The organism is uncultured Sphingomonas sp. (assembly GCF_964243315.1).
Lineage (GTDB): Bacteria > Pseudomonadota > Alphaproteobacteria > Sphingomonadales > Sphingomonadaceae > Sphingomonas.
Genome location: NZ_CAXTEM010000004.1, coordinates 91,145 through 105,792, shown reverse-complemented (window position 1 = coordinate 105,792; position 14,648 = coordinate 91,145). Strand labels below are relative to the sequence as shown.

The 14,648-nt window shown below is 68.4% G+C and carries 12 protein-coding genes; 6 read left to right on the top strand and 6 right to left on the bottom strand.

Annotation, left to right across the window (positions count from 1 at the left end; translation table 11 throughout):
- Window positions 1-12: 12 nt before the first annotated feature.
- The 6 genes from ACFE77_RS02720 (at window position 13) to ACFE77_RS02695 (ending at window position 7,562) form a co-directional block, all read left to right on the top strand.
- Window positions 13-531, top strand: coding sequence for a 2Fe-2S iron-sulfur cluster-binding protein (locus tag ACFE77_RS02720; RefSeq protein WP_375420088.1), 519 nt, complete (start codon window positions 13-15; stop codon window positions 529-531).
- Window positions 528-1,517, top strand: coding sequence for an FAD binding domain-containing protein (locus ACFE77_RS02715; protein ID WP_375420087.1), 990 nt, complete (start codon window positions 528-530; stop codon window positions 1,515-1,517). The genes ACFE77_RS02720 and ACFE77_RS02715 overlap by 4 nt, the downstream gene beginning before the upstream one ends.
- Window positions 1,514-3,733 (top strand): xanthine dehydrogenase family protein molybdopterin-binding subunit, encoded by a 2,220-nt coding sequence (locus ACFE77_RS02710; RefSeq protein ID WP_375420086.1) that lies wholly within the window; start codon window positions 1,514-1,516, stop codon window positions 3,731-3,733. The genes ACFE77_RS02715 and ACFE77_RS02710 overlap by 4 nt, the downstream gene beginning before the upstream one ends.
- A gap of 61 nt (window positions 3,734-3,794) precedes the next feature.
- A complete protein-coding gene (locus ACFE77_RS02705; RefSeq protein ID WP_375420085.1) occupies window positions 3,795-6,101 on the top strand; it encodes a xanthine dehydrogenase family protein molybdopterin-binding subunit in 2,307 nt (768 codons plus the stop codon).
- The gene (locus ACFE77_RS02700) at window positions 6,029-6,952 is read left to right on the top strand and encodes an XdhC family protein (protein WP_375420084.1); all 924 of its coding nucleotides are present in this window, start codon (window positions 6,029-6,031) and stop codon (window positions 6,950-6,952) included. The genes ACFE77_RS02705 and ACFE77_RS02700 overlap by 73 nt, the downstream gene beginning before the upstream one ends.
- Window positions 6,939-7,562 carry a nucleotidyltransferase family protein gene (locus ACFE77_RS02695; RefSeq protein ID WP_375420083.1) on the top strand — a complete coding sequence of 208 codons (624 nt, stop codon included), beginning with the start codon at window positions 6,939-6,941 and terminating at the stop codon, window positions 7,560-7,562. The genes ACFE77_RS02700 and ACFE77_RS02695 overlap by 14 nt, the downstream gene beginning before the upstream one ends.
- A gap of 61 nt (window positions 7,563-7,623) precedes the next feature.
- Here the strand turns inward: ACFE77_RS02695 and ACFE77_RS02690 are convergent, their stop codons facing one another.
- The 6 genes from ACFE77_RS02690 to ACFE77_RS02665 form a co-directional block, all read right to left on the bottom strand.
- Entirely contained in the window at window positions 7,624-9,795 is a 2,172-nt protein-coding gene (locus ACFE77_RS02690; RefSeq protein ID WP_375420082.1) for a biotin carboxylase N-terminal domain-containing protein, read from the bottom strand.
- 114 nt (window positions 9,796-9,909) lie between these two features.
- Window positions 9,910-10,896, bottom strand: a complete 987-nt coding sequence (bioB, locus tag ACFE77_RS02685) for a biotin synthase BioB (RefSeq protein ID WP_375420103.1) — start codon at window positions 10,894-10,896, stop codon at window positions 9,910-9,912.
- Window positions 10,897-11,009: 113 nt separating this feature from the next.
- Entirely contained in the window at window positions 11,010-13,346 is a 2,337-nt protein-coding gene (scpA, locus tag ACFE77_RS02680) for a methylmalonyl-CoA mutase (protein ID WP_375420081.1), read from the bottom strand.
- A complete protein-coding gene (locus ACFE77_RS02675) occupies window positions 13,346-14,125 on the bottom strand; it encodes an enoyl-CoA hydratase-related protein (protein WP_375420080.1) in 780 nt (259 codons plus the stop codon). Before ACFE77_RS02675 ends, scpA begins: the two co-directional genes overlap by 1 nt.
- Window positions 14,122-14,403 carry a type II toxin-antitoxin system RelE/ParE family toxin gene (locus ACFE77_RS02670; RefSeq protein ID WP_375420079.1) on the bottom strand — a complete coding sequence of 94 codons (282 nt, stop codon included), beginning with the start codon at window positions 14,401-14,403 and terminating at the stop codon, window positions 14,122-14,124. The genes ACFE77_RS02675 and ACFE77_RS02670 overlap by 4 nt, the downstream gene beginning before the upstream one ends.
- Window positions 14,400-14,645, bottom strand: a complete 246-nt coding sequence (locus ACFE77_RS02665) for a hypothetical protein (RefSeq protein ID WP_375420078.1) — start codon at window positions 14,643-14,645, stop codon at window positions 14,400-14,402. The genes ACFE77_RS02670 and ACFE77_RS02665 overlap by 4 nt, the downstream gene beginning before the upstream one ends.
- Window positions 14,646-14,648: the final 3 nt, after the last annotated feature.

The following is a 14,648-nucleotide window of genomic DNA, read 5'->3' as shown; positions in this document are numbered from 1 at the left end:
AAAGGTCAGCACATGCACTTCACCATCAACGGACAGGCGCATGAGGCCGACCCCGACATCCGCACCTCGGTGCTCGACCTGCTTCGCGAACATCTCGGGCTGACCGGGAGCAAGAAGGGCTGCGACCACGGCCAGTGCGGCGCGTGTACCGTCCTGATCAACGGCCGCCGCGTGAACAGCTGCCTGACGCTCGCGGTGATGCACCAGGAGGACGAGATTACCACGATCGAGGGTCTCGGCAGCGTCGGCAACCTTCACCCGTTGCAGGCCGCGTTCGTCGATCATGACGGCTATCAGTGCGGCTATTGCACGCCGGGCCAGATCTGCTCCGCGGTCGGCATGCTCAACGAGGTCGACAAGGGCTGGGCGAGCCATGTCAGCGGCGATCTCGGCGCGGTGACCCTGTCCGACGACGAGATCTCCGAACGGATGAGCGGCAACATCTGCCGCTGCGCCGCCTACCCCAACATCGTCGATGCGATCCGCGAAGTTGCCGGCGCCGAACGCACCAAGGCGGAGGCCAGCGCATGAAGACCTTCACCTACGATCGCCCCGACACGCCCGAAGCGGCCGCGCGCGATCAGGCGCAGCCGGGCGCGCGGTTCATCGCCGGGGGCACCAACCTTCTTGACCTGATGAAGCTCCAGGTCGAGACGCCCGACCGCCTCGTCGACATCAGCCGCCTCGATCTCGCGCAGGTCGAGCAGCGCGCCGACGGCGGCCTGACGATCGGCGCGCTGGTGCCCAATTCCGATCTCGCGGCCGATCCGCGCGTCACCGCGGGCTATGCCGTGCTGGCACGCGCGCTGCTCGCCGGCGCGACAGGGCAGCTACGCAACAAGGCGACGACCGGCGGCAACCTGCTCCAGCGCACCCGCTGCTATTATTTCTACGACACCGCCAGCGCCTGCAACAAGCGCGAGCCTGGCACCGGTTGCTCGGCGATCGGCGGCTTCAACCGCATTCTCGCGGTGCTCGGCACCAGCGAACACTGCATCGCGACCCACCCCAGCGACATGGCGGTGGCGATGCGCGCGCTCGACGCGACGATCGTCACGCTGAAGGGCGACGGCGACAAGCGCCGCATCCCGATCGCGGACTTCTACCTGCTGCCCGGCGATACCCCGCACATCGAAAACGTGCTGGAGTCGGGCGAACTCATCACCCATGTCGAACTGCCGCCGCCCGTCACGGGTGCGCGGATGCTGTATCGCAAGGTCCGCGACCGCGCCTCCTACGCCTTCGCGCTGGTCTCCGTCGCCGGCGTGGTGACGATGGCCGACGGCAAGATCGCCAGCGCCGCGCTGGCATTCGGAGGTCTGGCCCACCTGCCCTGGCGCAACGCCGAGGTCGAGGCCGGGCTGGTCGGCCAAGTACCGAGCGACGCGCTGTTCGAAAGCGCCGCCACGACGCTGCTGGAGGGAGCCAAGGGCTTCGGCAGCAACGATTTCAAGATCCCGCTGACCCGCCGCGTGTTGATCGCGTCGCTTCGCGAATTGACGGGAATGTCCGCATGACCACCGCCTCGCTCACGATGGATCGTCCGTACCCCGACAGTCTGCTCGACGCCGGCGTGCAGGACGTGATCGGCAAGCCGCTGAACCGGATCGACGGGCCGCTGAAGGTGTCCGGGCGGGCCACCTATGCCGCCGAATACGACATCCCCGACCTCGCCTACGGCTATCTGGTCCGCGCCACCGTCGGAGCCGGCAAGGTCGCGTCGATCGACATCGACGCGGTTCGATCGATGCCCGGTGTCATCGACGTGATCACCGACTACGACACCTTCCTGCGCAATGCCCAGCAGGGCGGCGAGAAGGAGGCGCCTACCCAGGGCGTCGAGGCCGTGGCTTATTTCGGCGAGATCATCGCGATCGTCGTCGCGGAAAGCTACGAGGTCGCCCGCGACGCCGCCAATCGCCTGCCCGTCACCTATGATCGTGCGGCAGGACGCTTCGACTTCGCCACCTATCGGCACGAGGCCGAGAAGCCCGGCGAAGACGGCCCGACCCCGGCGCATAGCGACATCGGCAATCTGGAAGAGGCGCTGGAAGCCGCGACCTACACGGTCGATGCGACCTACGTCACGCCGAGCCAGAACTCCGCCGCGATGGAGCCGCACGCCAGCCTTGCGGTGTGGAAGGACGGCGCCCTGACGCTCTACGGCGCGTACCAGATGCCGGCGTCCGACAAGCTCCAGCTCGCCGACGCGCTCGGCCTTGAACCCGACAAGGTGCGCATCATCGCGGCCTATGTCGGCGGCGGTTTCGGGTCGAAGCTCGGCATTGCGCCCGAGAGCGTCGCCGCGGCCGTCGCAGCGAAGCGCATCGGCCGGCCGGTGAAGGCGGTGATGGCGCGGACCCAGGTCTTCGACGCCACCGTACGCCGTTCCAATACTGAACAGCGCCTGCGCCTTGCCGCCGATGCCGACGGCAAGTTGACCGGCGTCGGCCACGAGACGCTGACCTCGAATCTGCCGGGCGAGGAGTTCTTCGAACCAGCCGGCATGGCGACGCATTTCATGTATTCGGGGGAGAACCGCCGCATCACCCACGACATCGTGCGGATGGACTGGCTGGTGTCGGGGTCGATGCGCGCGCCGGGCGAGGCGGTCGGCATGCTCGCGCTCGAAGGCGCGATGGACGAGCTTGCCGAGCGGATGAACCTGGATCCGATCGATCTGCGGCTTCGCAACGATCCCGAGCAGGATCCCGAAAAGCACCTCCCCTATTCGTCGCGCCAGCTGTCGCGCTGCCTGACGCACGGCGCGGAAAAGTTCGGCTGGTCGGCGCGCAAGGCCCCCGCGTCCGACCGCCGCGGCGATTGGTGGCACGGCATCGGCGTCGCCGCCGCGGCGCGATCGAACATGCTCACCCAATCCGCGGCACGCGTATCGATCGACGGCCAGGGTCGCGCCACCGTCGACACCGACATGACCGATATCGGCACCGGCACCTATACGATCCTCGCGCAGATCGTCGGCGAGCTGCTCGGGCTGCCGATCGAGGATGTGACCGTCAACCTCGGCGATACCAACGCGCCGCCGGGTGCGGGTTCGGGCGGTTCATGGGGCGCATCCTCGTCGGGCACCTCGGTCTATCTCGCCTGCGAAGCGCTCCGCGCCAAGGTCGCCGAGGCGATGGGCACCACCGCCGATGCGATGACGATGAAGGACGGGCGGGTCATCGCGGGGAACCGCAGCGTGCCGCTCGCCGAACTCGTCGGCGCGGGCATCGAAGCGCTGGGCGAGTGCCAGCCGGGGGAACAGGAGGAGCAGTTCACCCAGGCCAGCTACGGCGCGCACTTCGTCGAGGTGAAGGTGGACGCGGTCACCGGCGAGGTGCGCGTGGTGCGCATGCTCGGCGTGTTCGCGGCGGGACGCATCCTCAACGAAAAGACCGCGCGGTCACAATGCCTCGGCGGGATGACCTTCGGCATCGGCACCGCGCTTCACGAGGAGCTGATCCACGACACCCGCACCGGCAAGCTCGTCAATCGCGACCTCGCCGAATATCACGTGCCGGTGAATGCGGACGTTCCGCAGCTGGAAGTCGAGTTCCTGGAGGAACGCGACATCCACGCCAACCCGCTCCACGCCAAGGGGATCGGCGAGCTCGGCATTTCGGGTGCGGGTGCCGCGATCGCGAGCGCGATCTACAACGCGGTCGGTATCCGGGTCCGCGACTTCCCGATCACTCTCGACAAGCTCATCGATCACTTGCCACCGGTTTGAGTTTGCCGCCCCACGCTCTACATCGGGCGTGGGGAGCGGCCCCGGTGAAGGATGCGTCAGCATGAACGAGCACGTCATGGACCGGGCCTATCGCCCGGCGGGTCTCGATCATGCCGAACAGGGTGTGCTCGGCAAGCCGATCACGCGTGTCGAAGGACCCGCCAAGGTCTCTGGCGCGGCCGACTATGCCTATGAACATGCGCCCGCGAACACCGCCTTCGCCGCGATCGTCGGCGCGCCCGTCGGCAGCGGGCGTGTGACGAGCATCGACGCGAGCGCCGCCGAGGCGATGCCGGGCGTCATCGCGGTGATCCATGGCGACCCGCGCATGCCTGCGGGCAGCGCCAACTCCCGCGCGATGCCGAAGCTCGGCACCGATCTCATCTTCCACTACGGTCAGCCCGTCGCGATCGTCGTCGCGGAGGATCAGGCGATCGCGCGCGAAGCCGCGGCGCTCGTCCGTGTCGAGACCGAGAGCGGCCGCGATCGTTTCGACAGCCGCGCCGCCCCTGTCGAGCGCGACCACGGGATCGGTTTCCTCCCCACGATCGACAAGGGCGACCTCGACGCCGCGCTGGCCGCCTCGGCCGTCGTGCTCGACGAAAGCTACACCACGCCGATCCACTTTCCCGCGGCGCTCGAGCCCCACGCCACCACCGCGTGGTGGGAAGGCGACAAGCTGATCGTGAAATCCAGCAACCAGGTGATCGGCGCCGCGCGCACGACGATCGCGACCGCACTCGGCATCGACGCCGATCGGGTCCGCGTCCTCGCGCCGTTCGTCGGCGGCGGCTTCGGCGGCAAGACCGGAGTCGGCCCCGAACTGGTGCTCGCGGCGATCGCCGCCGAACGGATCGGCCGCCCAGTCAAGGTCGCGCTGCCGCGCCGCGACACCGCCTATCTCGTCCATCATCGTTCCGATACGGTGCAGCGGATTCGCATCGGCTGCGATGCCGATGGCCATATCTCGGCCTTCGCGCATGAAAGCGTCGCCGCGCAGAACGACGACGGCGAGTTCCTCGAACCCGTGCCGTTCGGCTCGCTGCCGCTTTATGCCGGCAAGGTCCGCCGCTTCCGCACCGATCTCGCGCGGGTCGACCTTCCCGCCACCGGTGCGGTTCGTGCCCCTGGCGAGGCAATCGGCACCTTCGCGGTCGAAGGCGCGATGGACGAGCTCGCCGAACGCCTCGGGCTCGATCCCATAGAACTGCGCCGCCGCAACGAGCCGGAGACCGACCCCCTCAGCGGCAAGCCCTTCTCCACCCGCCGCATGCTCGATTGCTACGAAGAGGGCGCACGCCGCTTCGGCTGGCCGGCCACGCTTCCGAAGCCGGGATCGGTTCGCGACGGCGACTGGCTGATCGGCATCGGCATGGCCGCGTCGCTGCGCGGAAACTTCACCGTCAACGCCCAGGCCCGCGTCCGCCTCGAAGCCGATGGCCGCGCGGTGGTCGAGACCGACATGACCGACATCGGCACCGGCACCTATACGATTCTGGCGCAGGTCGCGGGTGAGATGCTCGGACTGCCGATCGAGCGGGTCGATGTGCGCTTGGGCGACACCGATCTGCCGCCAAGCGCCGGTTCGGGCGGGTCGTTCGGCGCGGGCAGCGCCGGCTCTGCGGTCGTGCTGGCGTGCGAGGAGATCCTCGCCGCACTCGCGCTCCGGATGAACGCCGCGCCCGAGGATCTGCGGCTGAAGGACGGCTGCGTCACCGCCGCGGGCCGCAGCGTGTCCCTCGCCGATCTGCTGCGCGGCGACACGCTGGAGGCGATCGGCAAGACCGCCCCCGGCGCCGAAAGCAAGCGCACCAGCCAGGCGAGCCACGGCGCGCAGTTCGTGGAGGTCGCGGTGAACCGTGTGTCGGGCGAGGTCCGCGTCCGCCGCATGGTCGGCGTGTTCGATGTCGGTCGCGTCCTCAATGCCAAGACCGCCGCCAACCAGATCATCGGCGGGATGGTCTGGGGCATCGCGTATGCGCTCAGCGAAGATGCGGTGATCGACACCCGCACCGGCCGCTTCGTGAACCCCGACTTCGGCGAATATCATGTCGCCGTGAACGCCGACGTGCCGCAGATCGAAGTCCACTTCATCGAAGAGGTCGACACCTCCGCCAACCCGGTCGGCGCCAAGGGCGTCGGCGAACTCGGCATCTCGGGCGCGGGCGCCGCGGTGGTCAACGCGATCTACAATGCCACCGGAGTCCGCGTGCGCGACATGCCGGTGCGCTCGACAAGCTGCTCGCGGGTTTGCCGGCGATCTGATGAAGCGACCTTCTCCGATGGGAATGACCGATGGCTGAAAACGACACCGTCCTGTCCGCGGCGCGCGCCTGGAAGGGCGAGCCGATGGCGATCGCGACCGTGATCTCCACCTGGGGATCGGCGCCGCGCCCGCGCGGCAGCCACATGCTCGTCCACGCCGATGGCCGGTTCGAAGGATCGGTCTCGGGTGGCTGCGTCGAGAACGACATCCTCCAGGCCGCGGCCGAGGTGATCGCGGGCGCCCCGTTCCAGGTCAGGAACTACGGCGTCGCCGACGCCGCGGCCTGGGAGGTCGGCCTGCCCTGCGGCGGCGAGATCGCGGTGATGGTGCAACCCGTCTCCGCGGCGGGCTTCGATCCCGAGCTGTTCGACCGGATCGCCGATGCGCGCGACACCGGCGCGGCGCTGACCGTGACCACCGATCTCGATACCGGCCACAGCGATGCGCGGCCGATCGAGACCGGGCAGGTCTTCGTCAACCGCTACGATCCGCCGCGTCGCCTGCTGATCGTCGGCGCGGTGCAGATCGCGCAGGCGCTGGCGCAACTCGCCGCGCCGCTCGGCATCGATATCGTGGTCATCGACCCGCGCGCGCGATTCCTCACCGAAGAGCGCTTCCCCGGCGTCACGCTCGACGATCGCTGGCCCGACGAGGCGATCGCCGCCTATCGCCCCGGGCCGTCGACCGCGGTGGTTACCCTCAGCCACGACATCAAGATCGACGATCCGGCACTGATCGCGGCGCTCGCCACCGACGCCGCCTATGTCGGCGCGCTCGGCAGCCGCAAGAGCCATGCCGCACGCCGCGAGCGTCTTGCCGCCGCCGGTGTCACCGCAGCCAATATCGACCGGATCGATGCCCCGGTCGGCATCGACATCGGCGCGATCGGCCCGTCTGAGATCGCGCTGTCGATCGCGGCGGCGATGATCGGAGCGTTTCATGATCGCCGTTGAGGACACCGTCCTGATCCTACTCGCGGCAGGCCGGTCGGAACGGTTCGGCGACATCGGCAGCAAGCTCGACCAGCCGTTTCTAGGCAAGGCGCTCGGCCTCCACGTCGCGGTCGCGCTGGAGGCAATGCTCTTCCGCGAACGCATCGCAATCATCGACCGCGCCGAGATCGACTATGGCGCCTGCGGCTTCCGTCAGATCCGCAACGATGATCGCGACAAGGGCATGTCGCACTCGCTCCACCTCGGCGTGAGCTACGCCAAGGAGATCGGTGCCGACGCGATCTGCGTCGCGCTCGCCGACATGCCGCGCGTCACCGCCGCGCATATCCACCGCCTGTTCGATGCGACCGAGGGGGCGGACTCGGTGGTCGCGTCCAGCGACGGCGAGGAACCAAAACCGCCCGCGATATTCGGCCGCGCGCATTTCGAGCGGCTGCTGTCGCTGGAGGGCGACGCGGGTGCCCGCGACATGATCAAGCGCGGTCGCCGCGTCGTCACCAATGCCGCTGAACTGATCGACGTCGACACCCGCGAACAACTCGATCGCCTGCGCGACCTCGTCCACGCTCCGGAGGCACTGACGCGGGTGGGGACGAAGCGGTTGGTCTGAGCGCTGCCGCCGGTACCGACCCTGAAGCCCTTCCCCTTCAGGGAGGGGTGAAGAGGTGCTGCTATTCCAGCTCCAAAATTACCTGATCCACGGCCAGGCTGTCTCCCGCCTGAGCCTCGACCGACTTCACCGTGGCACTCTTCTCGGCGCGCAGGATGTTCTCCATCTTCATCGCCTCGACCACCGCGAGCGGCTGCCCCGCCTCGACCTTGTCGCCGACGGCGACATCCAGCCGTACCAGCAGCCCCGGCATCGGGCAGAGCAGGAAGCGCGACAGATCCGGCGGGATCTTCTCGATCAGATGGCGCGCATGCGGCGCCACCGTCGCGGGCAGCACCCGCGCCACGTGGCTCGCCCCGCGCGTGGTCATGCGGAAGCCGGTCCGCGTCCGCGCGATCCGCACCGTCAGCGCCTCGTCGCCCTCGACATGCACGATCCGGCTCCCCGGCGTATATTCGAGGTCGAGCGGCAGTTCCTCGCCATCGACGACGATGCCGTCGGTCGAGATCGACACCGCATGATCGACCTTGCCGATCTGCACGACCCAATCCGCTGGCGGATGCAGCCGCTGGCCGAGCTGCCCGTCGGTCCGCCGCGCGCGATCCGCTTCGGCAGTCGCGGCGAAGGCGGCGGTCGCGGCCAGGGTCCGCAGCAAGGCCGCGCTCGCGGGTGCGCCGTGGAAGCCGTCGGGATATTCCTCGGCGATGAACCCGGTGGTCAGCGCGCCGCTGCGGAACCGCTCGTGCTGCATGATCGCGGACAGGAAATCGATGTTGTTGCCCGGCCCCTCGATCTCGAACGCGTCGAGCGCTGCGATCTGAAGGTCGATCGCCTCCTCCCGCGTCGGCGCATGGGTGATGAGCTTGGCGATCATCGGGTCGTAGAACATGCTGACCTCGCCCCCCTCGCGCACACCATCGTCGACGCGGACATAGCCTTCTCTTTCTTCTCCCCTCCCGTTTGCGGGAGGGGTCGGGGGAGGGCTTGTGGTCTCAGGCGACGAGGCGTTCGCGGACAGCCACTCCCCTAACCCAGCTTCGGGTGAACGATGCCCCGCATCGTTCAGGTCAGGCTGGGAGCCTGACCGGCCTGAAACTCGTAAACGGGAGGGGGACACGTACGGCGTCCCCTCGCTGGCCGGCGGGTCATACCGCACCAGCCGCCCGATGCTCGGCAGGAACCCGCGATACGGGTCCTCCGCATAGACCCGGTTCTCGATCGCCCAGCCGGTCAGCGTCACGTCGTCCTGCGCGAACCCCAGCGGCTCGCCCGCGGCGACCCGGATCATCAGCTCGACCAGATCGAGCCCGGTGATCGCCTCGGTCACCGGATGCTCGACCTGCAGCCGGGTGTTCATCTCGAGGAAGTAGAACCCCTCCCCCGTCGTATCCGCGCCCGACACGATCAGCTCGACCGTCCCGGCCGAGAAATACCCTACCGCCCGCGCCAGCGCGACCGCCTGCTCGCCCATCTTGCGACGCATCTCGGGGGTCACGAACGGCGAAGGCGCCTCCTCCACCACCTTCTGGTGGCGGCGCTGGATCGAACATTCGCGCTCGCCGAGATAGACGATATTGCCGTGCTGGTCGCCCATCACCTGGATTTCGATGTGGCGCGGGCTTTCGATGAACTTCTCGATGAACACCCGGTCATCGCCGAAGCTCGCCAGCCCCTCGCGCTTGGTCGCCTCGAAGCCTTCGCGGACATCCTGCTCGCCGTATGCGAGCCGCATCCCCTTGCCGCCGCCGCCGGCGCTGGCCTTCATCATCACCGGATAGCCGATCTCGGACGCGATCCGCACCGCTTCCTCGGTGTCCGCGATCTCGCCGAGGAAGCCCGGCACGACGTTGACGCCCGCCGCCTTGGCCAGCTTCTTCGACGCGATCTTGTCGCCCATTGCGGCGATCGCCCCCGGCGGCGGCCCGACGAACGCGATCCCCGCCTCCGCACAAGCCAGCGCGAAGCTCTCGCGCTCGGACAGGAAGCCATAGCCGGGATGGATGCAGTCCGCCCCGGTCTCGCGCGCCGCGAGCAGGATCAGCTCCGCCTTCAGATAGCTCTCCGCGGCCGGTGCCGGCCCGAGCCGCACCGACTCGTCCGCCATCAGCACGTGGGGCGATCGCGCATCCGCATCCGAATAGACCGCGACGGTAGCGATCCCCATCCGCTTGGCGGTGCGCATCACCCGACACGCGATCTCGCCGCGATTGGCGACCAGGATCTTCTTGAACACGCTCTTCTCCCCTCCCGTTCACGGGAGGGGCCGAGGGAGGGCCTGTCCGCGACGGTCTTCTTTTCGGGAGGGGCAGGCCCTCCCCCACCCCTCCCGCAAGCGGGAGGGGAACAACTATTCCGCCGCCACCCGCATCGGTTCAGCGCCCGCCATCGGCACCAGCCCGAGCTTCGCGAACAGCGCCGCATCCGCGCCACCGCCCGCATTGCCTGTCGTCAGCAGCTTGTCGCCGGTGAAGATCGAGTTCGCGCCCGCCATGAAGCAAAGCGCCTGCGTCGCCTCGCTCATACTCTCGCGCCCGGCGGACAGGCGAACCATGCTCAGCGGCATCGCGATCCGCGCCACCGCCACCGTGCGGACGAATTCGATATCGTCGATCCTGGCGAGTGGCGTGTCCGCCAGCATGTCGCCGAGCACCGTGCCCCGCACCGGCACCAGCGCGTTGACCGGCACGCTCTCGGGATGCCGCGGCAGCGTCGCCAGCGTGTGGACGAAACCGACCCGGTCGCCGCGCGTCTCGCCCATCCCGACGATGCCGCCGCAACACACCGCGATTCCCGCGTCGCGCACGTTCGCCAGCGTGTCGAGCCGATCCTGGAAGGTCCGCGTGGTGATGACGTTGCCGTAGTTCTCGGGCGAGGTATCGATGTTGTGGTTGTAGTAATCGAGCCCCGCCGCCGCGAGCTGCTGCGCCTGGTGCGGCTCGAGCATGCCCAATGTCATGCACGTCTCCAGCCCCATCTCGCGCACGCCCTCGACCATGCGGACGATCGCGCCCATGTCGCGGTCCTTCGGGTTGCGCCACGCTGCGCCCATGCAGAAGCGCTGCGACCCCGCCGCCTTCGCCTCGGCCGCGCTGGCGAGCACCGCGTCGACGTCCATCAGCTTGTCCGCCTTCAACCCGCTGTCGGCGCTCGCGGACTGCGAGCAATAGCCGCAATCCTCCGGACAGCCGCCGGTCTTGATCGACAGCAGCGTGCACAATTGCACCTCGCCCGCCGCGTGATGCGCGCGGTGGACGGTCTGCGCGCGGAACATGAGGTCGTCGAACGGCAGGTCGAACAGCGCCGCGATCTCCGCGCGCGTCCAGTCGGTCCTGATCTCCCCTCCCGCATGCGGGAGGGGTCGGGGGAGGGCCTGCTCCGGGTGAGCGCCATCCGACAGGCCCTGCCCTAGCCCCTCCCGCAAGCGGGAGGGGGACGCGATCATGTCGTTCATTCTGCAGCTTCCTCTTGCGGCGGCATGTTGTGGCCGAGCAGGCGCAGGACCTCCTCCGCTGCCTGGATCAGATTGGTGCCGGGGCCGAAGATCGCCTGCACCCCGGCGTCGCGCAGCATCTGGTAATCCTGCGCGGGGATCACCCCGCCGACGATTACCTTGATGTCGCCGCGCCCGGCCTCCTTCAGCAACCCGATCAGGTCGGGCACCAAGGTCTTGTGTCCCGCCGCGAGCGAGGACGCGCCGACCACGTCGACCTCGCGTTCGATCGCCAGCGCCGCGGCCTCGGCGGGCGTCTGGAACAACGGGCCGGGTACGATCTCGAAGCCCAGATCGCCGAACATCGAGCTGACGAGGTTCGCCCCGCGGTCATGCCCGTCCTGCCCCATCTTCGCGACCAACATCCGGGGCTTGCGACCCAGCCGCCGCTCGGTCGCCTCGACACCCTCGGTCAACCGGTCCCAGCGGATATCGTCGGCATAGGCACCGCCATAGATGCCCTTCACCGGCGTCGGCTGGGTGCCGTAGCGCCCGAACACGTCCTCCATCGCCTGGCTGATCTCGCCCAGCGTGGCGCGGTGGCGGGCGCAGTCGACCGCGAGCGCGAGGAGGTTGGTCTCAACTCCTCCCCGGGACGGGGAGGTGGCAGCCGCAGGCTGACGGAGGGGGGCTTCCGCAAGCGTTGCCGCTTTTGGCGCCCCCCCTCCACCAGCCTGCGGCTGGTCCCCCTCCCCGTGCCGGGGAGGAATAGCCCTTGCACCCTCGCGCAGCGCGTCCAGCGCGTCGCGGCACGCCACGTCGTCCCGCGTGGCCTTCACCCGCTCGATTCGCCGGATCTGCGCCTCGCGCACCGCGACGTTATCCACATCGAGGATCTCGATCGGGTCCTGCTCCGCGAGCCGGTACTTGTTCACCCCGACGATCACGTCCTCGCCGCGATCGACCCGTGCCGCACGCGCGGCGCTCGCTTCTTCGATCATCGCCTTGGGCCAGCCAGCGGCGACCGCCTTGGCCATCCCGCCCTCACGCTCGACGCGCTCGATGATCTCCCACGCGCCGTCGACCAGCTGCTGGGTCAGGCTCTCGATGTAATAGGACCCACCCAGCGGATCGACGACCTTGGTCATCCCCGTCTCTTCCTGGAGCACGATCTGGGTATTGCGCGCGATCCGCGCCGAGAAGTCGGTCGGCAGCGCGATTGCCTCGTCGAGCGCGTTGGTGTGCAGCGACTGGGTGCCCCCCAGCATCGCCGCCATCGCCTCGATCGTGGTGCGCATCACGTTGTTGTACGGATCCTGCTCGGTCAGCGAGACGCCGCTCGTCTGGCAATGCGTCCGCAGCATCTTGCTGCGCTCGTCCTTGGCGCCGAGATCGGTCATCACCCGGTGCCAGAGCACCCGCGCGGCGCGCAGCTTGGCGATCTCCATGAAGAAGTTCATGCCGATCGCGAAGAAGAACGACAGCCGACCCGCGAACTTGTCGATGTCGAGCCCGCTCGCGACCCCGTATTTCACGTACTCGCGCCCATCCGCGATCGTGAAGGCGAGCTCGTGGAGCTGCGTCGCCCCCGCCTCCTGCATGTGATAGCCGCTGATCGAGATGCTGTTGAACTTCGGCATCTCGCGCGACGTGAAGCCGAAGATGTCCGAGATGATCCGCATGCTCGGTTCGGGCGGGTAGATATAGGTGTTGCGGACCATGAACTCCTTCAGGATGTCGTTCTGGATGGTCCCGTCGAGCTGTGCGCGCGGCACGCCCTGTTCTTCGCCCGCCACGATGAAGAAGGCGAGGATCGGGATCACCGCACCGTTCATCGTCATGCTGACCGACATCTTGTCGAGCGGGATGCCGTCGAACAGGATCTTCATGTCCTCGACGCTGTCAATCGCGACGCCCGCCTTGCCGACATCGCCCGTCACGCGCGGATGGTCGCTGTCGTAACCACGGTGCGTGGCGAGATCGAAGGCGACGCTCAGCCCCTTCTGCCCCGCGGCGAGATTGCGGCGGTAGAAGGCGTTGCTCTCCTCCGCGGTCGAAAAGCCCGCATATTGCCGGATCGTCCACGGCCGCCCGGCATACATCGACGCGCGTACCCCGCGCGTGAACGGCGCGAAGCCGGGCAACCCCGGATCGTCACGCACGTCGGCCGCGGTGTAGAGCGGTTTGACGTCGATACCCTCCGGCGTGTGCCAGGTCAGGTCGGCGCCCTTCACCTCCTGCGCGGCGGCGGCTTCCCAGTCGGCGAGCGTCGGCGTGGCGGTCGGCTCGGGGGCGCGCCGTTCGATCGGCGCGGCACCGCTATCCTCGCCGAGATTGGTCTCGATCTCGGCCATCAAGCGCCCGTGAACATGGGTTTGCGCTTCTGGAGGAACGACAGGCCGCCCTCCATCGAATCTGCGGTGCCGCGCGCCGCGCGCTGATTCTCCGCCTCGCGCAGCATTGCGCTTTCATAGTCGCCGTCCAGCGCCTCGGCGAGCCCGCGACGCATCAGCCCGAGCGCCGCCGTTGGCCCCGCCGCCAGCCGCTCGGCCAGCGCGAACGCCTCGGCATCGAGCGCCTCGTCCGCGACGACCTTATGGATCATGCCCCAATCGAGCGCGGTCGCGGCGGGCACCTTCTGCCCGAGCATCATCATCTCGGTCGCGCGCGCCTTGCCGATCAGCCGCGGCAGCATCCACGACGCGCCACCGTCCGGCACGAGGCCGATATTGACGAACGCCTGCAGGAAATAGGCGGTCTCGCTCGCCACGCAGAAATCGGCGGCCAGCGCGAGGCTGCACCCGATCCCCGCCGCCGGCCCACGCACCGCGCTCACCACCGGCACCGCCAACCGCGCGATCGCGAGCATCGTCGGGTTGTAGCTCTGCGTCAGCGCCTCATAGGTCGCGTTGCCCGGATCGGCGCTACCCAGCGCACCGCCGCCGACATCCGCGCCCGAGCAAAAGGCACGCCCCGCGCCCTTTACCAGCACCGCCCGCGCACCGCCGAGATCGGCCAGCGCCTCACGCAGTTCGACGAACATCGCCGGCGGCGCCGCATTGAGCCGGTCGGGCCGGTCGAGCGTCAGCACCAGCACGTCGCCGCGACGCTCGCTCAGGATGTGCTCGGTCATAGTCGGTCTCCGCCTTCGCGCGTGCTTCGGATCCGAAGGACGCGAACGCCTTCGTCAGCCAATTCATAGTCGATAACGTACTGGAATTCGGCCACCGATAGCCGGCGTACCGTCGTCCCCGCGACCAGCCGGCCGATCCGCGGAAACTCGGCAAGGCTGAGCACGCGCGATTCGATCCGTGCTTCAGCCATGTCTGCGTACGCGGCGCTTCGTTCGGCCAGGAACAACCAGATGCGCTGTTGATCGGCCCGCGCAGTGCGGGACCAGCTGATCCTCAATGTCGATCACGCTCGGCGCGCCACTCCCGCTTGACCTCGGCCATATGCGACCTGACCTCGTCGGTGGTGAAGCAATCGCCGCGGCTGATCTGCGCCCTCGCCTCGGCGATCGACGCCCAGTACGCAGCGTCGTCATCGAGCCGGGCGATCGCCGCCGCCTCGCCGGGCGACCAGATCTGCTGGCCATGCTCGTCGAGCGGACCGACGTCCTCCGCGACCGGCGGCAAAATGGGCTTGTTCATGAC